Origin of the sequence: Acinetobacter sp. YH12219 (assembly GCF_013417875.1) — a bacterium.
GTDB classification, from domain to species: domain Bacteria; phylum Pseudomonadota; class Gammaproteobacteria; order Pseudomonadales; family Moraxellaceae; genus Acinetobacter; species Acinetobacter amyesii.
In genome coordinates this window covers 41,370-64,504 of the sequence record NZ_VPDC01000010.1, presented here as the reverse complement: position 1 = coordinate 64,504, position 23,135 = coordinate 41,370, and the positions used below count along the sequence as shown (strand labels likewise).

Here is a 23,135-nt window from a genome sequence, read left to right as displayed (position 1 = left end):
CCTGTGTAATAGACTCTTCTATCCACACCCTCAACCTGAGAGTGTAGATCGGACCGCTATAAATTTTGAAAATTAGAAAGCCGTAAATTGACTTCTTTGTGCATGCGGCTGACAGCGTAAATACTGCGGAGAAATTTTTAGGTTTTCACCGAGTTCAGCAGCGGCATGCCATGGCCAACGCGGGTCATATTGAATTGCACGAGCAAGACCAATCGCATCTGCCATGCCATATTGTAAGATGCCTTCGGCTTGCATTGCTTCGGTAATTAAACCCACAGCAATTACGGGAACCTGAACGGCTTGCTTTATGGCTTCAGCAAAAGGCACTTGATAACTGGCTTGTAATTGAATTTTTTGGGCCACATCTAAGCCGCCACTAGAAACATGAATATAGGCTGTGCCTAGTTGTGCAAGCGCTTTTGACAAGCCAACAGCCGAGTCTAGATCCCAACTCGGTGCTTCAGTATATTCCATCCAGTCAGTTGCAGAAATACGTACCCCAATTGGATAATCTTCAGGAACGGCATTTTTCATGGCTTGGAACACTTCAAGCGTCAGCCGAATGCGATTTTCCAGACTGCCACCATATTCATCGCTACGTTGATTCGACAATGGTGACATAAATTGATGCAGCAAATAACCATGTGCGGCATGTAGCTCAATTAAGTCAAAGCCTGCATCTACCGCTCGTTTTGCTGAATCGGCAAAGTCTTGAATGATCTGCTGGATTTCATCTCGACTTAAAGCATGGGGTGCATGATCTGTGACATTAAAGGGCAACTCACTGGCTGAAACAGTTTGCCATCCTTGAGGGTGATCTGGGGGTAATTGTCCACGTCCTGCCCAAGGTTTATCTGTCGATGCCTTACGACCCGCATGTGCCAGTTGGATAGCAAATGGCATAGGTGAAAGTGATTTCACCTTGGCCAATAGTGCCTTCATCTGTGCACGTTGCATATCATTCCAAAGGCCGAGGTCTGCATAGCTAATGCGCCCCTCTGCCTGTACGGCCGTTGCCTCGATGATACATAGTCCGGCACCTGACAAGGCATAATTCGCCCATTGTTGCTCATGCCAATAGCTTAACTCCCCTTGCTCATTGGCAGAATATTGACACATGGGTGCAATCACGATTCGATTAGTCAGCCCCAATGTTCCAAACTGAATTGGTTGAAATAACAACGCCACATTACTCTCCTTTTAGAAGGCTTTGGTCACACTTAATCCTGCACTCCAATTCAAACCATCAGCGGGTTCAAAGAAGCGTCCATTTCCATCATTGACGATCACTGAACCGACATAGTTTTCATCAAACAAATTATCTACACGTACATAGGTTTTAACTTTCCAATCTGCTTGTTTCCACACATAACCAGCGTTGGCAGAAACCACGGTATAGCTCGACGCAGCATCACTGTTGGCATCATCGACATAGACTTTATCCATATAGCGAACATCTAGGCCGGCATTAAAGCCAATATCTGGCAGCCAATTCAGTGCGGCAAACGCTTGGTTTTTGGCAATACCCGGAATATAGGTGCCTTTGACGACATCACTGTCAGGAATTGCGGCATCAAAAGTGGCATCGATATAACTGTAACTTGCTTGCGCGCTTAAATCTCGCCATAGCTGTTTATTCCACGAAAGCTCCACACCTTCACGTAAGGTTTTATCGGCATTTTTATAGGTTGCACGACCATTGATACTTCCTGCAGAGACGATGTCATCTTGAGTTTTGCTTTGGAACACCGCTGCAGTGAAATTCCCCAATGCATTTTGTGATTTAAGCCCAAGCTCGTAGTTATCGCTACTGGCCGGTTTTAAATCAAAATTCATACCGTCATCTTTAGAATAGGCCATTTCTGTAAAGGTCGGTGTTTCAAAACCTTTGGCATAACTGGCATAGGCATTCAGTTGAGGCGCAATATTCCAACTTAATGCTGCTGAAGGTAAAACTTTGTCATAGTCGGTTTTACCGCTGTCATCCTTATTTAAACCCACGACATATTTATCGTCAGATTCATAATGAACATTGCTATATCGTAGCCCTGTATCTAAAGTCCAATTGGGTAAAAAATTCCACGAAGCTTGGACATAGGGATCTAAATTCCACAAGGTGTTATTTTCATTTCGACGAATATTGCCATTCTTGCCAAAATTTCCATTGGCATCAAAATTTTCATAGCCCTTACGGTCTTCATCCATATAATCAAAGGCAAGGCCTGCAGTAAAACGCGTATTCGGCAAAAGGTCTTTGCCTGTCCAGCGAATATCTGTTCCATAATAATCACGGCTAAAATCAATCACACCACCTGCATGGCGCGCATTATTTTGTGGATTTTTGGGGATGGACTGATACTGCACCACATCACGTTGCCCCATATACACCATTGCATTGAGTTCATGCTGCTCATTCAATGGTTTTTTCCACGTCAACCCAGTTTGAGTTTGGCTAATTTCCTTACGTACATCATAGGTATTATTGGCATCATTAACTTGTTTCGGATTTTGACGCAATTGCTCCCGATTCAGACCTTGTGGATCATCGGCATTGATATCCACATGATTCACAATCCAATTGACCTTGGAACCATCATCCAAATCCCACGTCAGTTTTGCATTGCTGAGTACCTTATTTGCAGCACTATGATCACGGTAGCCATCGGTTTCAAAATAAGAAGAACTCACAACATAGCTAGGTTCATTGGCCTGTTCTGAGCCACCTAGCAGCACAATATCAGCACGGCTTTTATTATGACTGCCGCCTGAATAGCCGAGTTCGATGGAGTCTTTTCCAGTACCTTGCTTGGTCGTTGTTAAAATCGCCCCACCCGAAGAGTTACCATATAAAGAGGAAAATGGCCCGCCCAATACCTCGATATGATTTAAGCTACTCATATCGATATTTGACGTCTGTCCCTGACCATCCGGCATGGTCGCAGGGATTCCATCAACATATAAACGGATACCACGCACACCAAATGTTGAACGTGCGCCAAAGCCTCGCATAGACAGTTGCAAGTCTTGTGCGTAGTTTTCACGGTTATTCAGTTGCAGGCCGGGCACACCTTTTAAGGTTTCGGACAGATTTACACCCGTATTGTTATTATTTTCAGCCTGCTGTACACGGTATACCGATGCAGGTGTTTTTAACCACGTGGTATTGGTTCGTGGTGCTTCAATGGTAATCTCAGGAAGTAAAACAGGTTCCGTAGAACCTGTTTCTGCATACAGCTGTTGGCTAATACATGCCGTCAGGCAAAGTAAATGTGTCTTAAATGATGTGACGTTAAATTTACTTTGCATAGAGCACCTATTTTGACATTAGAAGATTACCTTAGAGCTTAAACCAATTAGGAAAGCATCATCAACTCGATTTGTTGAGCCTGGGTTAATCACATATTGTAAACTAGGGCGAATCATCAACCATTTCGTCGGGTTATGGCTATAGTTCAACTCGACATTATATTCTGCACTTGCATCAAATTTCTCAGCAGAAAGTCGATCATTGACATGTACACGGTTCACGCCCAAGCCCACCATATCGTTAGGTAAACGATCGGCCAATCCAATGTATTTCAAACCCAACTGCTGTGAGTTATCAACTTTTGTGGTGACACGATCATGCCAAGTAAAATTGGCAAAGCTATGCAAACCACGTTTGCCTTCACCTGTAGACGTTAACTGTTGCTCAATCGCTACCCAACCACCAAAGGTACGATCTTCAGCTTCACCCGAAATAATGTCTTTTTGATTTTTTACATTATCTGCAGTGTTGTACATCGCACCAAAGCGGTAGCTGCCCGGTAAGCCATTCACCAATGCTTTCGGTGTCCAAATGATTTCTACAGGAATAGTTACACCATCGGCATCATCGGTATCCAAATTCCAACCATGGCGTTCCAAAGCATTTTCAGGGTTGTATTCATACACACCCGCTTGTACAGCAAGTTCTGGGCTAAGCTCTTGCTTCACACGTGCGCCCCACTGTGAAACTGGGGTATTCATCCAAATATTGCCTTGCCATTTACCCATTTGCGCAGCGCAAAACGCAGTACTGGCAAAGTCACAGCCCATCACGTTAAAGTCCATGCCCAAACCTAAACGGCCTGCTTTAATGCTTAAGCCTTGCTGTTTAAATTGCTTTTCAATAGACAGTTCAGATAAGCGAGTTTTCTGATTACCACGACCAAAATTGGCTTGTGCATTTGCCAATTGAGGAACATCCCCTTGCAAATCACGAACTGAGGTACTTTGACCTTGACGAGCAGTCATTACAGCACGCACAGTCACGCCATCCCAACCTGCAAGTTTTTCCATATCAAGCTGTGTACCTAACCACAATTGGCTGGCTACCGTTGCTGAATGTCCCGGATTACGACCGCCATCGGCAAGATAGGCAGCATCAGCAGCAATATTGGCCTCAAACTTCACACCTTGTTGTGCAAGTTCGTTACGTTTACCATCCCAATCCCCGAGCATGTACTGATCTTTAGTGTCGAATGCTTCTGCGGCGTGAACATGTGTCATGGCTGCTGCAACAAATGCAGGTAGAAGAGCTAGACTGTATTTTTTCATGGTAAAACCTAAATCTGGAGAGAGTCTCTAGACAAGCCACATGGCTTGAAATCTAATGTCACAAAAATTACATAATTTTTCACGTTCTATCTCAGCATTATTTTTATCATTCACAAAACTTTAATTTATCAATAAGTGACTTTAAATAAATCTATTGTTATGTAATATTTTTAGTGATTATTTTTCAATATCTTATATATCTATTAATTCAATTGTTTAACTTCTGATCGCTTTTTCAAACTCATTATTGTGACTTGTTAGTTTATTATTCTCACAATTAATAATCAATAACCTATTCATACACTCCCTTAGGCCGCGATGAAACTTGCATTATGTAGGGCTAGACCCAATAGTATGCATAACTTGAATGATCCATTGCTTCGACTTTTATGCCTGAATTACCAGAAGTAGAAACCACTAAAACCAGTTTATTGCCATTATTGAATGAAAAGGTTCTCAAAGTTGAGGTTTTTCAGTCGAGCCTGCGTTGGCCTATTCCTGACGACATTCAAAAACTCGTCGGACAAAAGCTGCTTCAGCTCAGCCGTCGATCAAAATATATTTTGGCTGAATTTGAACAGGACAGCATGTTGTGGCATTTGGGCATGTCTGGCAGTTTTCGGATTTGTGAAGGTCATGAAGCATTACGAAAGCATGATCATCTGGTGATTCATTTTGAAGATATGCAATTACGCTATCACGATCCACGCCGTTTTGGCTGTATTTTATGGTTAGATGCATCATCTCAAAGCAAACTGATTGACACGCTTGGCCCTGAACCGCTGAGTGATGACTTTAATGCTGAATACTTATTCCAAAAATTTAAAAATAAGCAGACCAGTATCAAAGTATCGATCATGGACAATCATATCGTAGTCGGTGTGGGCAATATTTATGCAACGGAAAGCCTGTTTAACCTCGGCATACATCCTGCGCAGCCAGCATCGAGTTTGAGTTTTGAACAAGTTGAAAAAATGGTCATCGAAATCAAACGTATTTTAAAACAGGCAATTGATTTAGGCGGTTCGACTTTACGCGATTACAGCAATGCGATGGGCGAAAATGGTTATTTCCAGCAAACCCTGCTCGCCTACGGACGTGCCGGTGAAATGTGCATCAACTGTGAAACCACGTTGCAAAATATCAAACTAGGGCAACGTGCATCGGTGTTTTGCCCTGAGTGCCAGCCTTTAAAAAAGGTTAAAATGCAGACTAAGAAAACCGTGAAAGGAAATAAAGCATGAAGTCTGCGATTGTTCGCCACATATTAGTCAAAGATAAAGAACTATGTGAGCAACTGAAAAAGAAAATCAAAGGCGGTGCGGACTTTGCCAAAATTGCAAAGCAGCATTCGACATGCCCTTCAGGTAAAAAAGGCGGTGAGCTTGGCGACATTAAAAAAGGCCAACTGGTTGGTCCAATTGATAAGGCAGTTTTTACTTTGCCCGAACGTGAACTACATGGCCCAATCAAAAGCCAGTTTGGCTGGCATTTACTGGAAATTAAATTCCGGATGGATTTTTAATCTCCTAAATTCCTCCTTTGAAAAGAAGGAATTCCCCTCCCTTTTTAAAAGGAAGGTCGGAAGGGATTCAATAAAAAACGGCACTTCAAAGTGCCGTTTTGAATGCTAAAGGATTAACCTTTACGTTTTAATTCATCACGAATTTCACGAAGTAATTCGATATCTTCTGGAGTCGCCTCTGGAGCTGGCTCTTCAACTTTTTGACGGCGCAATTTGTTCATCAATTTCACTAACCAGAATACGACCCATGCCAAAAGCAAGAAGTTGATTAAGATAGTTAAGAAGTTACCGTAAGCCAACACATTAAGGCCTGCATCCTGTGCTGCTTTTAGCGTGGTTAAATTGTTTGGGTTATCACCCAATACTAAGAACCAATTTGAATAATCAACGTCACCACCAAGGATCCAAGAAATAAAAGGCATGATAATGTCTTTTACCATGGAATCGATGATTTTACCGAAAGCACCACCAATGATGACACCTACAGCCAAGTCCATCACGTTGCCTTTTACGGCAAATTCTCTAAATTCTTGAATAATACTCATGTGATCTCCAGAAATTTTTTCAGCTTTAATTTTGTGACGAAGTATACATTATATCTGTATAACTATTTCCACCTAATTTACTTGGTTTTTATTGGATTCTAAATGCCATGTATAAAAATTCACACAAAACATTTTTGATTTTGGTAATACATTCTATTAAAAAGGATTTATCAAAATTATACATGTCGAATTAAATGAATAAAGTCATTCAATTTTTGCATTTTTATTCAAAACACCCATGCATAAAAAAACCGCTAACCTAAGTCAGCGGTTTTTTTGAAACTGTAAAATTAACCGTTACGGTTACGTTTACGTTCGTTTTCAGTCAACCAGCGTTTACGGATACGGATTGACTTAGGTGTTACTTCAACTAATTCGTCGTCTTCAATGAATTCAAGCGCTTGTTCAAGCGTAAATTCAATGTGCGGAACAAGAGTCAACGCATCATCAGTACCAGAAGCACGTACGTTAGTTAGCTGTTTCGCTTTAGTTGGGTTAACAGTCATGTCGTCTGAACGTGAGTTAATACCAACGATCATACCTTCATAAACTTCTAACTGAGGTTTAGCGAATAGACGGCCACGGTCTTGTAAGCTGAATAGTGCATAGCCCAAGCAAGTACCTTGAACCATAGAAATCAACACACCGTTTTGACGTTTCGCAACAGTACCTTGTTTCATTGGACCGTAGTGCGAGAAGCTTGAAGTCATGATACCTGTACCTGAAGTCATTGTTAAGAATTCAGAACGGAAACCAATCAAACCACGTGAAGGAACTGTTGCTTCAATACGGATACGGCCTTTACCGTCAACTTCCATATTGGTCATTTCACCTTTACGGTGACCCATTTGTTCCATTACAGCGCCTTGGTGCTGCTCTTCAACGTCAAACGTTACGTTTTCGTATGGCTCTTGTTTTTCACCATCAATTTCTTTGATGATTACTTGTGGACGTGATACGCCCATTTCGAAGCCTTCACGACGCATGTTTTCAATAAGAACTGAAAGGTGAAGCTCACCACGACCAGATACTTTGAAACGGTCAGGACTGTCAGTATCTTCAACACGTAATGCTACGTTGTGAATCAATTCGCGATCTAGACGTTCACGGATATTACGTGAAGTTACGAATTTACCTTCTTTACCAGCAAACGGTGAGTTGTTTACTTGGAAAGTCATCGATACTGTAGGTTCGTCTACAGAAAGTGCAGGTAAAGCTTCAACTGCTTTTGGATCACAGATTGTGTCAGAGATATGAAGTTCATCAATACCCGTTACACAAACGATGTCACCAGCAGAAGCTGATTCAACATCGATACGCTCTAAACCATGGTAACCCATGATTTTTAAGATACGACCGTTACGTGTTTTACCGTCTTTGTCGATTACAGTTACAGGAGTGTTTAATTTCACTGAACCACGTTGAATACGACCAACACCGATAACACCTACGAAGCTGTTATAGTCAAGTGAAGAGACTTGCATTTGGAATGGACCGTCAACGTCAACCGCTGGTGGTTCAACGATGTCTACAATTGTTTCGAACAATGGAGTCATGTCTTCAGCAAGTTCTTCTGGAGATGGACCAGCCACACCACGAAGACCTGAAGCATATACAACTGGGAAGTCTAACTGTTCGTCAGAACCACCAAGGTTGTCGAACAAATCGAATACTTGGTCAATTACCCAGTCTGGACGAGCGTTTGGCTTGTCGACTTTGTTAATAATTACGATTGGTTTCAAACCACGTGCGAACGCTTTTTGCGTTACAAAACGAGTTTGTGGCATTGGGCCTTCTTGAGAGTCAACAAGAAGAAGTACGCAGTCAACCATTGACATTACACGTTCTACTTCACCACCGAAGTCGGCGTGTCCCGGGGTATCCACGATATTGATACGGTATTCAGTATCAGTACGCTTGTCTAACCATTTGATTGCAGTGTTTTTTGCAAGAATGGTAATACCACGTTCACTTTCAATAGCGCCAGAATCCATTACACGTTCGATCTCGCCTGCGCGATCGCCAAGAGCACCTGATTGCTGTAAAAGTTTGTCTACAAGAGTAGTTTTACCATGGTCGACGTGCGCGATGATGGCAATGTTACGGAGAGTTTTAATATCTGACATGTGAATTCGATACGCCTAAAGTTTGAGGGCAAATTATACAGAAAAAATATAGATTTTAGTAGTGACAGTTTATTGACAATCGCATTTTTTTTGACGACTGGTACGCTTTTGGTTTTGTAAAGCTGTGTAAACAGATTAGAATAGCGCCACCTAGCCTTAATTTTCAGTGCCGCATGTCTGATTTAAACCAATCTCCCGAAGCAAAAGATCAACTCGATTTAGTCTATGGATTGAATGATCGACCAAAACCTTTTATTGCTTTTCTCGCTGCGTTCCAACATTTATTGGCCATTATTGTCCCAATTGTGACGCCGGGTCTGCTGATCTGTTTGGCACTTGGTGTGTCAAAAGAAGACACCAATATGATTCTGTCGATGTCATTGGTGATCTCTGGTATCGCAACCTTTTTACAATGTAAAAAAGTCGGTCCATTTGGTGCAGGTCTCCTGATTGTACAAGGAACCAGCTTTAACTTTATTGGTCCTATTATCGGTATTGGTTCTGCAATGGTTGCGGCAGGTACACCTGTAGAAGCAGTTATGGCATCTATCTTTGGTGTGGTGATCGCGGGTTCATTCATTGAAATGGGTGTGTCACGAATCTTACCTTGGGTGAAAAAACTGATTACCCCATTGGTAACAGGTATTGTGGTGCTATTGATTGGTCTGACTTTAATTAAAGAAGGCCTGATCAGCATGGGTGGTGGTTATCAAGCCATGGGCGATAAAACATTTGCCAATGCAGACAACCTCATCATGTCATGTACCGTTTTGGCACTGATCATTTTATTGAACCGTGTGCGTATTACATGGGTAAAAAGTTCTGCCATCCTAATAGCCTTAGTCGTGGGTTACATCCTTGCAGGCTTTATGGGTCATTTAAACTTTGATGGTTTAAAAGATGCGCCACTGGTTCAAATTCCAACACCGATGCACTTTGGCTTAAGCTTCTCGTGGAGCTTGTTTATTCCAATGGCATTTATCTACCTTGTGACATCTTTGGAAGCGATTGGCGATATTACCGCGACTTCTAAGCTTTCAAATCAAGCTGTAGATGGCCCTGAATGGATGAAGCGTATTAAAGGTGGTGTATTGGTGAATGGTGCAAACTCATTCCTTGCCGGTATCTTTAACACGTTCCCAAGTTCTGTATTTGCGCAAAACAACGGTGTTATTCAGTTAACAGGTGTTGCAAGCCGCTATGTAGGCATTTGGATTGCTGCCTTATTGGTTATTTTAGGCTTACTTCCTGCTGTAGCAGGTGTCATTCAAGCGGTTCCACAAGCCGTGCTTGGTGGTGCTGTGATGGTGATGTTCGGTGCTGTGGCTGCCTCTGGTATTAATATTTTGTCAGGCATTCATTTAGACCGCCGCGCACTATTAATCATTGCGATTTCATTGGCATTGGGTCTAGGTGTTGCACAAGTACCACAAATCCTTGAACATCTTCCTGAATTGTTCCGTAATATCTTCAGTTCAGGCGTTGCCACTGGTGGTATCGCTGCCCTTATTTTGAATATTGTTCTTCCTGAAGTGAAGAAGTAAGTTCATTTGTCAAAGAACACTGCCTAGGTTCCGCCCTAGGCAGTGTTTTTTATGATGGAGAAATCTATGGATCTCACAAGTGAAGTCGTTATACGACAGATCGATTTATTACAAGATCGCGTGCTTTTCGTAAATGCACCGACAGATGACTTACTCAGTCAATTGAATGACAATATTAAGCCATCGATTTGGTGCTGGAATTTTAATGATTTTCAGTACTTTCAAAATCAACAGTCAAACGTCCATTTTGGTGTCGATTTTCCTGAGGGTCAGTTTGATCAAGCGGTTATTTTTGTTCCAAAATCAAAAGAACTGCTAAATTATTTATTACACAATGTCGCAAGTCATCTTGCTCAAGGTGCTTCTATTTTCCTCGTGGGTGAGAAAAAAGGCGGTGTTGAACGCGCTGCAAAACAATTACAGCCCTTTGGTAAAACACTAAAAATTGATAGCGCGCGTCACTGTCAAATGTGGCAAACCCTATTGGAAAAAACTGTCACACTGAAGCCACTGCAAGATTGGGTGCAAAAATATCCAGTTGAAACCCCAAATGGTGAGCTTACGATTTGCGCACTGCCTGGCGTATTTAGCCAGAACCGTTTAGATGTGGGTACGGCTACCTTATTGCCTTATTTATCACAAGTCACTTCGGGCAAAATTGCAGATTTTGGCTGTGGTGCGGGTGTTATCAGTGCTTATTTAGCCAAACTGAATCCTAAAAATCGTATCTTTGCCATGGATGTAGATGCCTTTGCATTGGCGTCTACACAAATGACATTTGAACAAAATTTGCTTGAACCTGAACAACTTGAGATTAAAGCGGTCACAGGAATCGAGGATGCTCCATTATTTTTACATGCCATAGTCAGCAATCCACCCTTCCATCAAGGGATTCAAACCGACTACAATGCCAGTGAAAATCTATGCAAAACTTCGCGCAGACATTTGAAGTCTGGGGGTGAGCTTTGGATTGTTGCCAACCGATTCCTCAATTATCCGACTTTAATTGAGCAGCATTATGGTCAATGTACAATCAAAGCCGACCAACAAGGATTTAAAGTCTTGTTTGCGAGCACGCAAAAAAATCTTAAGGAACAATGATGAGCGAAATTCAAAAACCAGCTCAACTTCAACGTAAGTTGGGTGCTCGCCATCTCAACATGATTGCAATTGGTGGTTCAATTGGTACAGGCTTATTTCTAGCCTCTGGAGCAACCATTGCCAATGCAGGCCCGGGTGGCGCCCTGCTTGCATACTGCTTAATTGGTATCATGATTTACTTCTTGATGACCAGTCTAGGTGAGCTTGCAACACATAATCCAACTTCGGGTGCATTCTTTACCTACGGCACCAAATATGTCGAGGGTGGTTTCGGCTTCGCTTTGGGTTGGAACTATTGGTATAACTGGGCGATTACCGTGGCATTTGAATTGGTTGCAGTCCAATTCATTATGAAATTCTGGTTTCCAGATATTCCGGGCTTCTACTGGAGTGCGATTTTCCTCGCAATCGTCTTTGCTATTAATGCGCTGACCGTAAAAGGCTTTGGTGAATCAGAATTCTTCTTCTCCCTAGTTAAAGTGCTCGCAATTGTTGCCTTTATCATTATCGGTTTGTTTATGATTGGCAAAATCATGCTGACACCGGGCGTAGAAACATTTGCCAACTGGACCAAGGGTGAAGCCCCATTTGTCGGCGGTTTATCTGCCTTGATTGGTGTGGCCATGATTGCCGGTTTCTCTTTCCAAGGGACTGAAATGGTTGGTGTGGCTGCAGGTGAATCGAAAGATCCTGAAAAGACCATTCCTATTGCCATCAAGCAAATTTTCTGGCGTATCTTGTTGTTTTATATCGTGTGTATTTTCATTATCGGCACTCTTATTGCCTATGATGACCCACGTTTATTACAAGCAGCATCTACTGAAAATATTGCACTATCACCATTTACCTTACTGTATGAAAAAGCAGGTTTTGCCTTTGCTGCATCGGTGATGAATGCTGTGATCTTAACTGCGATTTTATCAGCGGGTAACTCTGGTATGTACTCCTCTACCCGTATGCTCTTTGATATGGCACGTAAAGGCAGTGCGCCGAAAGTCTTTGGTCGCTTAGATGCACGTGGCGTACCAATGAATGCACTTTATGCAACTACAGCGATTGCGGCACTGTGCTTCTTAACCACATTTATCGGTGAACAAGCGGTCTTTAACTGGTTACTGAACATGTCAGGTATGTGTGGCTTTATTGTGTGGCTCGGTATTGCAGTTTCACATTATCGCTTCCGTAAAGGCTACTTGGCTCAAGGCAATAAATTAGAAGATCTTGCTTACCGTGCAAAATTCTTCCCATTTGCACCGTGGTTTGCCTTTATTTTGTGTGCCATCGTGGTCCTTGGTCAGAACTATCAAGCCGTTTTAGATGGTGAATGGTTGGCCGTTGTTTCTACCTATATTGGTATTTTCTTATTCCTTGCTATTTGGTTCGGTTATAAGTGGAAACACAAAACCAAGTTGGTTCCATATCAAGAAATGGATGTAAAACCAATGAAAGTTGATCAAGAATAATCTGATCACTGAATAAAAAAAGCAGCCTAAGGGCTGCTTTTTTTATGGCTAAAATTGTGTCTCAATACATTCACGCTTTAACAAAATGCTTAGTGAGTAATGTTGAGGAATGCTGTCTGATTTATCACCAACAACTGACACGCTCACTCAATCATGTTAAGCAGCAAAATAAAAACGCCCAATGCAATGCATCAGGCGTTTGTTCAAAAGTCACAACCTTTTCAGGTTTGATTTTCAATACTTAAGAAGCATTATGCTGTTGTACAAAGGCAATGAACTCTTCTTCGCTCATCACAGGTACACCCAGCTTTTCAGCCTTTTCTAATTTAGAACCTGCCTTTTCACCCGCAACTACACATTTGGTTTTACCCGAAACGCTCCCACTAACACGTGCGCCTAAGGCTTGAAGCATTTGCGTCGCTTCATCACGACCCATGGTACTCAAGGTCCCTGTAATCACCCAACTCTCACCATTCAGTGGCTGACGACTTGGCGCAACGGGTGCATCCCAATGAATCCCTGCTGCCAACAAACGATCAACCACTTCGAGATTATGCGGCGCTTGGAAAAAGTCGACAATCCATTCTGCGGTAATATCACCAACGTCTGGTGTTTTCTTCAAGGATTCGAGATCTGCATGGCGAATCGCATCAAAGGTTTGGAAAGTATTGGCGAGCATGCGTGCCGTGGTTTCACCCACGCCTCGAATGCCGAGTGCATAAATAAATGCACCTAGTGTCGTTTTCTTACTATTTTCAATGGAATCGATAAGGTTTTGAACCGACTTCTCACCCATTTTTTCAATGGTCAGTAATTTTTCACGATGCTCATGCAAGCTATAAATATCAGCAACATCTTTGAGCAGATCCAAATGTAAAAGTGATTCCGCCCAACGGTCGCCTAAGCCCTCAATGTCCATAGCTTTACGCGATACAAAGTGACGAATCGCCTCAATACGCTGTGCAGCACAGTACAAACCACCTGAACAACGTGCCAAGGCTTCACCTTCTGGCATCACGACAGGAGATGCACAGACTGGGCAACATGCAGGTAACTGAACTTCTACCGTATCTACAGGGCGGAATTCAGGCCATACTTTTTCCACTTTTGGAATCACATCACCACTACGGTATACACTGACCGTGTCACCCACACGTACATCTAAACGATGAATTTCACCAATATTATGTAGGGTGACATTGGAAACTGTTACCCCACCGACTGCCACAGGGTTTAAACGCGCGACTGGGGTCAAAGTCCCTGTACGCCCCACTTGCCAATCAATATTTTCAACCGTCGTGAGCGCTGCGACTGCAGGGAATTTATATGCCGTTGCCCAGCGCGGTTCACGACTTAAAAAACCCAGTGTTTGCTGTTGCTTCAGGCTGTTTACCTTAATCACCATGCCATCAATTTCAACACTCAGGCTTGGACGATCAATAATCATTTGCTCATACGCAGCTTGTACGTCCTGAATGCTGTCACAAATAAAGTGACGTTCACCGACAGCAAAACCAAACTGTGTCAGCCATTCTAAGCTAGCAGACATGGTGGTTTGACCATGATGTGGTTCGCACTGTGCAATGCCATAGGCATAAAAAGCCAAAGGACGTGAAGCCGCAATTGCAGGGTCGAGTTGACGTAAGCTGCCTGCTGCTGCATTTCGTGGATTGGCAAAGGTTTTTTCACCTTTGGCTTCGTTTTCAGCATTGAGCTTTTCAAAGCCTGACTTTGGCATCAGGACTTCACCACGGACTTCTAGCAGACTTGGAATATCAGTCTGTGTAGAAGTCAGTACTTTAGGTAAATTACGAATGGTTTTTACATTTTGGGTAATGTCTTCCCCAGTTTCACCATCACCCCGTGTCACACCACGGACTAAAATGCCATTTTCATACCAGAGAGAAATCGCCAGTCCATCAAATTTTAATTCGACATCATATTCAATTTTTTGATTCGGTAAGCGCTCTTCCGCACGACGGGCAAAGGCAAATAAATCTTCTGCATTAAATACATTACCCAATGACAACATGGGTACTGCATGGGTTACAGATTCAAACTTAGACAAGGCCTTTCCACCCACTTTTGTGGTTGGTGTATCAGGTTGCACTAAATCAGGATGTTGCTCTTCTAAGGTTTTTAATTGGTGAAAAAGTTGATCATATTCACTGTCCTCAATTTCTGGCGTGTCCATGACATAGTAGGCATGGTTATGTTTCGCCAATAGTTGAATCAGTTGTCGCATCTGTGCAACGACAGTGGATTGTTGTGTCATACATTCACCATAAAAAAGGGCGGTTCATGCTCCGCCCTCAAATTTCATTATCTGTTGCTATTATAGAAACCCACTCGGTGAGTTTCAATCAAAGACGTTTAGACTTCGATAGCTTGACCTTGACGATAATCAATCGCTTGATGACGCCAATGTTCACGCATCTGCGGTGTAAATTCTTGGTTATTTTGATCATACACAGTACCGTCAATTTCACGGGCAATTAGACGTGAAATGCTATCCATGGTATCAAAGGCATTTTGTACATCGCTGTGTGGCAGCGCTAAGAAGAAAGCCAAACCTTTTACTTCTTCAGTCGATAAAGTTTCAAGATCAAAACCTTGCGCAGCGCCATCATTATTCATTTGCAATACAGAGAATAATAACTTTGTACCTTCTTCATCATAGCGATGGAAACAGGCCATTTCGCCAAAGCGTAAACCGTATTTCAGTAAAACTTTTAATGCTTTTTCACCCGACAAGGCACGGCTATCTGGGAACACATTTAAGGCGATATAAGTTTCCGCAGTTGCTAAAGCACTTTCTTCATCAACAATTTTTTGTTCATGTAAATGCGCATCCAAAATACTGCTTTCTTCATCAAAATCGCTGATTTCAGCTTTTTCAATTGCGCTATTTACACTAAATTCTGGCGCTTTTTCTACAGGAACAGCGTCTGCCTGAACGTTCGTCGCAGGAGTCGCGGCGTCATTGGCATCGGCGGCTACAGATGCAACCGTTGTAGATTCTGTTGCTTCGGTAGACAAAGTACTGTCTTCTGTTGCAGTTTGAGCTTTTTCAACTGAAACGGGATCCGTCGTAGTCGTCTCAGTCTTTGCAATAGCCTCAACGCTTTGCTCAGCTTGTTCTGTTGCCATTGCTTCTTGCGTTACATTCGCTTGAGCAGTTTCAATCGTTTCAACCGCTGTGACTTTTTCCTCAGCTAAGGTCGGCTCTACACGTTGCGTGGTTTCAGGTGTATTTAACTGATTTCGTACATGGCGCGGAATAACAGGTTGCTGACTATCAGGGTCAATATGTAATTCAGTGTCGAGTGATGGCGCTGCATCTGCAGGTTTACGAAACATCATTCGAATGCCCACAACCATGATAATTACAGCGATTACAATCCCAGCTATAGTGGTGATTTCCATGTTATGCCTCCGCAGCTAAACCGTATTCTTTGGCCTGCTCAATATTCACAGTCACTAATTTTGAAGTTCCTGGTTCTGGCATGGTCACACCAAGTAAGTCAGTTGCCATTGTCATTGCCAGTTTATTGTGTGTAATGTAGATAAATTGCACTTGTTCTGAAAGCTCTTTTACAAGATTACAAAATCTTCCTACATTTGCATCGTCTAAAGGTGCATCGACTTCGTCTAAAACGCAAAATGGTGCAGGATTTAGGCGGAAAATCGCAAAAACCAAAGCCAATGCGGTCAGTGCCTTTTCACCACCTGACAATAATGCCAAAGAGCTGTTTCGTTTACCCGGTGGTCGTGCCATCAGTTTTACACCCGATTGCCAACCATCTTCAAGGCTTAAACTTGCTTCACCACCATTAAATACTTTCGGAAATAACGCTTGAAGTTCTGTATTGACCTTATCAAAAGTGGTCATAAACAGCTTTCGCGTTTCCTGATCAATGCTTTTCATCGCAGCTTGCAGTTGTTCAACGGTCTTTTGCAAGTCATCAATTTGGTGGCTTAAATCATCAAAGCGTTTAGAAACTTCAGTATATTCTTCTGCCGCAGCCAAGTTGACTGCACCCAATTTATCAAACTGCTGCTGTGCTTTTTCTAGTTTTTGCTGATGGGATACCACATCAATGCTTAAACCTGTCAGCATTTCGCTGTTCATTTCTTTCAGCTGTTCAGAATAATGCTGCAAATCAGACTGCGCGGATTGCCAAGCCAAACGCTTTTCTTCCAATTGCGTACGCAATTTTTCATCTTGCTGTTGATGTGAATGGCGTTGTTCCGTCAATGTCTGTTGTTTGCTCTGAACATTATTGAGTTCAAGCTGCCAGTCATTCCAGGTTTTTTGTAAACGTTCAGTGACTTGAGCCTGCTCTGAATACTGTGACTCAAGCGCAGGCAATTCTAACTGTACCGGATCGACAAATTTCTTTGCCTGCTCCATCTGTCCAATAATTTGCTGAGTTTGCGCTTTCAAAAAGACCGTGTCTTTTTCTAATAATTCAATCTGTTGTTTTGTCTGTACAGACTGACGACGCACAATTTCCAATTCTTGCTGACTGTGTAATGCCACTTGCTGAGCACTTTCCAGTGCTAGACTCAACTCTTCAACTTGGAATTGCAAGGTTTTATAATTAGGCAAAGCTTGCTCAAGCTTCATCGTCAGCGCATGCAGATCTATTTCCAAATCATCTTTTTGCATGGCATCTTCTTCAAGCTGTGCTTCAAGTTGCTGCAATTGATCTTCTAACTGCTGCTTTTGTAAGGCAAAAGCCTGATGGGAACTTTGTACCTTCGCAATCGCAACATCAGCATTTTGAATGTCTTTTTGCCAATTTTTTAATTGGCTATGTTGCTGTTGCAGATTTTGCTGTAAAGCTTGTACGGCATTTTGTAACTCAGGCAATTGGCCTTCTAGTTGCGTCAGCTTTGGCTGCTGCTCTGCAAGTAATTCAGTCAATTCATCCAAACGAATACGGTGGCTCAATGCACCTTGCCCTGCTTGGCTGTCCTCATCATAGTCTAGACCAATAACCCAATCCGCACCGACATGATAACCATCGAGCGTGAGTATTGACTGACCTGCGGCCAGTTTAGCCTGATGGCTCAATGCCATCGTCAATGTTTCAGTAATCGCGACCTGCTGCCAGATCGAAAGTTGTGGTGCTTCAATCCACGTCGCCAAAGCGTCTAATCCAACGATTTGTGCTGCTGTGTGAAGACTGCCTTTGACCTGACGTGCAATACTGTCTTGAAAATTATCACTGTGTCCTAAGACTTGGGCACTCAGCCATTTAGACAAAAATTTCTCGACCAGTTGTGCATGCTGTTTACCTTGTGTGCTCAACTGCAACTGCTGCATTAAATGTTGACGCTGACTTTGCTGCTTTGGACTAGCTTTAATCATCAATTGATTTAGGTTTTTATGCTCTGACAACAGCACCTGTATCTCTGACTTTAGCTGCAACACCGTATTTTTGTGCTGTGCCTGCTGTTCTTGTGCAGCTGCAAGCTGTGCTTGAGTTTCGGCAATCACCAGCTCTTGTTGCACAATTTGCTGTTCGAGCTGCTGCTTATCTTGCTGATACTGCTCCAACTCATCTTGCTGCGCCTGATGCTGAATTTGACCTCGTTGCTGTTGCAGAGTCTCACGCTGTTGCTCAATACGACCAATATTTTTGGTCAATTGTTCACTCTGCGCCAACATCTGTAGCTTTTGCTGTTGCTGCTTTTCAACTTGCCCACGGCATTGTTCAAATTGTTGAACCGCTTGTTGATGCTGAGCTTTCAAATCGGCCAATTGTTGAGTCTGATCTTGACTACTGCTTTCTTGGCGCTGTAATTGCTCAACAAATCCATCTTGCTGTTCTTGCAGCGTTTCCAGTTGTAACTCTAATAGCTGTAAACGTTCTTTGGTTTGAGCTTTTTGCTTTTCAAGCTCCACCAAACTTGCCGAATTTTGTGCAAATAAACCCTGCTTTTGCTCCAGCGTCATTTTCAACTCAGACAGTTTCTTTTCCGCCTGTTGCCATTCGCTTTGTAATGGCGTGGACTGTTGAATAAGCCGTTGAAATAAAGCACTGGTGGAAGATAAGTCATGTTCTAAGGTGTTCAGCTCAGAACGCACCAGTTTGAAAGTTTCCCCAAGCTCATTCATGTCGAGCGTGTATTCTTGCTGTAAACGCATACTTTGTTCACATTGGAAAGACAGCACTTCAATTTTAATCGTGCGAATTTGGGTTTCTAATTCTTTGTATTGCACCGCCGTTTCAGACTGACGTTTTAAGGTTTTCAGCTGAGACTTTAGTTCGGATGCAATGTCTTCGAGACGTTCTAAATTTTGAGTGGTGTGTTCTAGATGCTGTAAAGTTTCACGACGACGAGCTTGATAGCGAGAAACCCCAGCGGCTTCTTCAATATACACACGCATTTCTTCAGGTTTGGCATCGACCAAACGGTTGATCATGCCCTGTTCAATAATCGCATACGAACGCGGACCTAAACCGGTACCTAAGAAAATATCAGTAATATCACGACGGCGGCATTTGGTGCCGTTGAGGAAATATTCGGATTTACCATCACGATTGACCTGACGGCGAACTGCCAGTTCAGTATAGGCATTATAAGCACCACCTAACTTGCCATAGGTGTTATCAAAACGCAGTTCAACACTCGCCATCCCGACTGGTTTACGCTTTGCCGTTCCGGTAAAAATAACATCTTGCATGGTGCCACCACGCAATTGACGGGCACTGGATTCACCCATAACCCAACGAATGGCATCAATCACATTGGATTTACCACAGCCGTTCGGTCCAACAACCGCACTACGGTTGCCTTCAAATTTTAGAGTTGTGCTATCGGCAAAAGATTTGAAGCCGGAAAGTTTTAAACTGCTTAAACGCATAATGTCCTGATCAGCGGCGTGAACGTCTCGCCCACGCTAATTCGATTTGTTTCATCCGTGTTAGTGATTCCAACACAAGGTTGCGTAAGTGTCGACAAAAATCTTCCATAAATAAAGTGGCTTGATGTGATTTTCTGATTAAAACTGCATCAGTCACTAATTTAAACAAATCAAAAGATTCTTGTAGTTCACGTCGTGAAATATTCAGTGTCAGGAAATAACTACGTCTGAGTGATGGCAACAATTCTTGGTAATAACGCATCAGGTAGGTATTTCCCACCATTTCATGCTGACGAGCCATGCCCTGAAAAATCAGATCATAAAACTTTTCAGTATTGCCTTGGCGAGTTTCCACGTCTAATTGTTCAAGTAATAACTGAATACGCTCAGCTTCATGGCTGCGCCACGTTTCCGCCATACGATGCACAATTTGACCCAACAATAATGCTGCAATATCAAATAATGAGCGCACTTGTAAAGCCGACATTTCAGAGACTAAGGCGCCACGTCGTGGGTAGATTTCAATGAGCTGAGTCCGTTCTAAAATCAATAACGCTTCACGAACAGAGCCACGGCTCACATCCAATTCGGCCGCGATTCTAAGTTCCTGAATTCGCTCGCCTTCGACCAACTCACCGCGAATGATTTGTTCACCGATGTGTTTGGCAATTTGTTCTGACAAACTGTCCGCTTCTTGTTGTTGCATACTGTTCCTATCTTTTTTTTATAAGATGCAATGTTCAGATTTACACTCAATCTATTTGCATTAGAAACGATAAGCAACCTAATTGAACATGACATTGTCTGACAATCTTGTGTCAACAAAGCCAATTTTTTCAGTCAAAACGGACAATCATGCGCCAAAGGCTTGCACACCTTGGTAAATAAAATAGCAGCCGACTGTTGTTAATAGACATGCAAAACAACGCTTTAGCATAAATGGCGACAACATATGAGCCACTTTCGCACCCAATTTCGCAGTGATGAAGCTCATTACACTAATCCCGATAAATGCATAAATATGGATATAACCAATGGTATTGGGAACCACGATATCGGCTTGATGACCAAACCACATAAAGCCGAGGGCCCCAGCAATCGCAATCGGTAAACCACATGCAGCAGATGTCGCGACCGCTTTTTGCATAATGACGCCGTTTTTATTCAAATACGGGACGGTTAAGCTACCACCACCAATACCGAAGATCGCAGAAGCAACCCCAATACCACCGCCTGCTGCCATTTGCATGGTTTGTGAGGGTAAATGTTTATTCGGATCGACTGGTGTCGCTGCACCGCGAAACATTTTAAAGGCCACCCAGACCGCAAAAAAGCCAATTAACAGTTGCAAACCCTGCCCTGATAAATAATCTGCAATGCCTGCACCGAGAAATGAACCGATCACCAAACCCGGTGCCAAATTCCGAAAGACATTCCACAGCACGGCACCTTTTTTATGATGCGCCGAAACCGAGCTAAGTGAAGTCACAATAATCGTGGCTAAAGATGTGCCCACCGCCATGTGCATAATCACACTGGGATCATACTGAAGTTGGGTAAAGACGATGAATAAAATCGGTACAATAATCAGGCCACCGCCCACACCAAATAGCCCCGCAGCAAAACCAGCGATTGCACCAATCAGTAAATATATGATTAACTCCATCAATATTATTCCACAACTCTCAGATTCAAATGGATTTAGAGACCAGACACTTACAGCAATTGCTGAGCACAGTACCTCAACCGCCTGAAGTTTTATTACTGAAGCCCATTACTACATCGACCAATGACGATGTCCGTGAGATTGCCAAAAAAGGCATTCAACATGTTTTGGTATGCAGTGAAGAGCAAACTCAGGGGCGTGGGCAACGCGATCATCAATGGGTCTCACCCGTTGGTAATATCTATTTAAGCACATTGCTGAATTTACAGACAGCGATAGATGGACGGCTTGCACTCGAAATTGCCTTAAATATCTTGCAAATGCCAAGTTTGCAAAATCTCGCATTAGAAGTGAAATGGCCCAATGACCTATATAGCCCACAAGGCAAATGGGGCGGGATTTTGATTGAACCAATTTCGCCACATCAAGCGATTGTCGGCGTGGGCATGAACTTATTTCCGATTCCATCCACAGGAATTGAGCAACGCGCAACGTCGTTATCTGAACTCGGACTTCACTCGCCAAACCGTTTACAGTTAATCGCTGAACTCTATGCAGCGATTCAACTTGCAGGTGAATGGTTCGATCATAACTGCTATAACCTCGCTGCACGATTCAACCATTATGCTGCATTTATGCAACAGCCCGTTGAGCTTGAACATCTGCGAGGCAAAAGCCAAGGCCGCTTTCTCGGTATTGAAAATGATGGTTCGATCAACATCCAAACTTCGCAGCGCTTAGAAAATCATTTCCAAGGTCGCTTACGTTTAGCAGATCAATCATAAACAGGATTGCAAAGGCCTACTGATGAAAAAATTATGGCTCGATGTCGGTAATACACGGCTGAAATACTGGATTACCGAATACGATCAAATCATAGAGCATGCTGCGGAACTGCATTTACAGTCGCCTGCCGAACTACTTCTCGGTTTGATCCAACACTTTAAAAGTTTGGACTTAGATCAGGTGGGGATATCTTCGGTACTCGACAAAAAAAATAATGATCGGATTCAAAAAATTCTTAAATTTTTAGCCGTTCCTGTCACTATTGCCAAAGTACATGCCGAATATGCGGGTTTACGCTGTGCATATGAAGACACCAGTAAATTCGGGATCGACCGTTGGCTGCAAATGCTGGCTGTGGTCAAAGACCCTACACAAAAATACTGTGTCATTAGCTGTGGCACGGCACTCACCATTGACTTAACGGATGGCTTACAACATTTAGGCGGCTATATTTTGCCAAATTTGTATTTACAACGTGATTCGCTCATCCAAAACACCAAAGGCATTAAAATTCCAGATGCCACCTTTAACGAGCTGTCTCCTGGTAAAAATACCATAGACGCTGTTCATCATGGCATCTTGCTCAGCTTGGTCAGCACCATTGAAAAGGTTCTCGATAAATATCCAAGTCGGTTAATTTTAACCGGTGGCGATGCTGCGCTATTTGCACGCTATTTAGAACAATACCAGCCAGCTGTCGAAGCAGATTTACTGCTTCGAGGCCTACAAAGTTATGTAAATGGTGTGTAATTTAGCTATTTATTTGATAGCAAACTGTGAAAGCGTGATGGCCAATGGTGATCACGCTTTTTTATTGAGGTTCATTTCATATAAGCGTGGTTACAAATTGTATCGCGATTCATGACCTTTTTTCGTCCAAGGAATTACAATAGCCTGCGATGATCGACAGATACATCAGCAACT

Annotated in this window: 17 protein-coding genes; 7 read left to right on the top strand and 10 right to left on the bottom strand. The window is 42.8% G+C overall.

Annotated features, from left to right (window positions below; translation table 11 throughout):
* Positions 1–72 precede the first annotated feature (72 nt).
* Genes FTV04_RS07785 through FTV04_RS07775 form a run of 3 tightly spaced genes read right to left on the bottom strand, consistent with a single transcriptional unit; the run spans position 73 to position 4,578 of the window.
* Entirely contained in the window at positions 73–1,188 is a 1,116-nt protein-coding gene (locus FTV04_RS07785; RefSeq protein ID WP_180089180.1) for an NADH:flavin oxidoreductase/NADH oxidase, read from the bottom strand.
* 12 nt (positions 1,189–1,200) lie between these two features.
* Complete coding sequence (locus tag FTV04_RS07780) at positions 1,201–3,306, bottom strand: TonB-dependent receptor (RefSeq protein ID WP_180089179.1); 2,106 nt, start codon at positions 3,304–3,306, stop codon at positions 1,201–1,203.
* 18 nt (positions 3,307–3,324) lie between these two features.
* Positions 3,325–4,578, bottom strand: coding sequence for a carbohydrate porin (locus tag FTV04_RS07775; protein WP_180008494.1), 1,254 nt, complete (start codon positions 4,576–4,578; stop codon positions 3,325–3,327).
* A 389-nt stretch (positions 4,579–4,967) separates the two neighbouring features.
* Here FTV04_RS07775 and mutM point away from each other — a divergent pair, with 389 nt between their 5' ends.
* Positions 4,968–5,822 (top strand): bifunctional DNA-formamidopyrimidine glycosylase/DNA-(apurinic or apyrimidinic site) lyase, encoded by an 855-nt coding sequence (mutM, locus tag FTV04_RS07770; RefSeq protein WP_180089178.1) that lies wholly within the window; start codon positions 4,968–4,970, stop codon positions 5,820–5,822.
* Entirely contained in the window at positions 5,819–6,103 is a 285-nt protein-coding gene (locus tag FTV04_RS07765; RefSeq protein WP_086198859.1) for a peptidylprolyl isomerase, read from the top strand. Before mutM ends, FTV04_RS07765 begins: the two co-directional genes overlap by 4 nt.
* Before the next feature lie 113 nt (positions 6,104–6,216).
* On the opposite strand, the gene mscL is transcribed toward FTV04_RS07765, so the two are convergent.
* Entirely contained in the window at positions 6,217–6,648 is a 432-nt protein-coding gene (gene mscL, locus FTV04_RS07760; protein ID WP_078192339.1) for a large conductance mechanosensitive channel protein MscL, read from the bottom strand.
* Between the two features lie 290 nt (positions 6,649–6,938).
* Positions 6,939–8,774, bottom strand: coding sequence for a translational GTPase TypA (gene typA / locus FTV04_RS07755; RefSeq protein WP_180008500.1), 1,836 nt, complete (start codon positions 8,772–8,774; stop codon positions 6,939–6,941).
* Between the two features lie 173 nt (positions 8,775–8,947).
* Here typA and FTV04_RS07750 point away from each other — a divergent pair, with 173 nt between their 5' ends.
* The 3 genes from FTV04_RS07750 (at position 8,948) to FTV04_RS07740 (ending at position 12,882) form a co-directional block, all read left to right on the top strand.
* Complete coding sequence (locus tag FTV04_RS07750) at positions 8,948–10,318, top strand: uracil-xanthine permease family protein (RefSeq protein WP_078191151.1); 1,371 nt, start codon at positions 8,948–8,950, stop codon at positions 10,316–10,318.
* A gap of 66 nt (positions 10,319–10,384) precedes the next feature.
* On the top strand, positions 10,385–11,419 hold the full coding sequence (locus FTV04_RS07745; protein ID WP_078192341.1) for a methyltransferase: 1,035 nt from the start codon (positions 10,385–10,387) through the stop codon (positions 11,417–11,419).
* Positions 11,419–12,882, top strand: a complete 1,464-nt coding sequence (locus FTV04_RS07740; RefSeq protein WP_180089177.1) for an amino acid permease — start codon at positions 11,419–11,421, stop codon at positions 12,880–12,882. The genes FTV04_RS07745 and FTV04_RS07740 overlap by 1 nt, the downstream gene beginning before the upstream one ends.
* A 241-nt stretch (positions 12,883–13,123) precedes the next feature.
* On the opposite strand, the gene ligA is transcribed toward FTV04_RS07740, so the two are convergent.
* The 5 genes from ligA to FTV04_RS07715 form a co-directional block, all read right to left on the bottom strand.
* Entirely contained in the window at positions 13,124–15,157 is a 2,034-nt protein-coding gene (gene ligA, locus FTV04_RS07735) for an NAD-dependent DNA ligase LigA (protein ID WP_180089176.1), read from the bottom strand.
* 98 nt (positions 15,158–15,255) lie between these two features.
* Positions 15,256–16,308 (bottom strand): cell division protein ZipA C-terminal FtsZ-binding domain-containing protein, encoded by a 1,053-nt coding sequence (locus FTV04_RS07730; RefSeq protein ID WP_180089175.1) that lies wholly within the window; start codon positions 16,306–16,308, stop codon positions 15,256–15,258.
* 1 nt (position 16,309) lies between these two features.
* Positions 16,310–19,759 carry a chromosome segregation protein SMC gene (gene smc / locus FTV04_RS07725; protein ID WP_180089174.1) on the bottom strand — a complete coding sequence of 1,150 codons (3,450 nt, stop codon included), beginning with the start codon at positions 19,757–19,759 and terminating at the stop codon, positions 16,310–16,312.
* A 10-nt stretch (positions 19,760–19,769) separates the two neighbouring features.
* Entirely contained in the window at positions 19,770–20,465 is a 696-nt protein-coding gene (locus FTV04_RS07720; RefSeq protein WP_078191157.1) for a GntR family transcriptional regulator, read from the bottom strand.
* A 147-nt stretch (positions 20,466–20,612) separates the two neighbouring features.
* Positions 20,613–21,425, bottom strand: a complete 813-nt coding sequence (locus tag FTV04_RS07715; protein ID WP_180089173.1) for a sulfite exporter TauE/SafE family protein — start codon at positions 21,423–21,425, stop codon at positions 20,613–20,615.
* Between the two features lie 29 nt (positions 21,426–21,454).
* Between FTV04_RS07715 and FTV04_RS07710 the strand changes: the two genes are divergently transcribed.
* Positions 21,455–22,210 (top strand): biotin--[acetyl-CoA-carboxylase] ligase, encoded by a 756-nt coding sequence (locus FTV04_RS07710; protein ID WP_180089172.1) that lies wholly within the window; start codon positions 21,455–21,457, stop codon positions 22,208–22,210.
* A gap of 22 nt (positions 22,211–22,232) precedes the next feature.
* Entirely contained in the window at positions 22,233–22,961 is a 729-nt protein-coding gene (locus FTV04_RS07705) for a type III pantothenate kinase (protein ID WP_180089171.1), read from the top strand.
* The last annotated feature ends 174 nt before the right edge of the window (positions 22,962–23,135 follow it).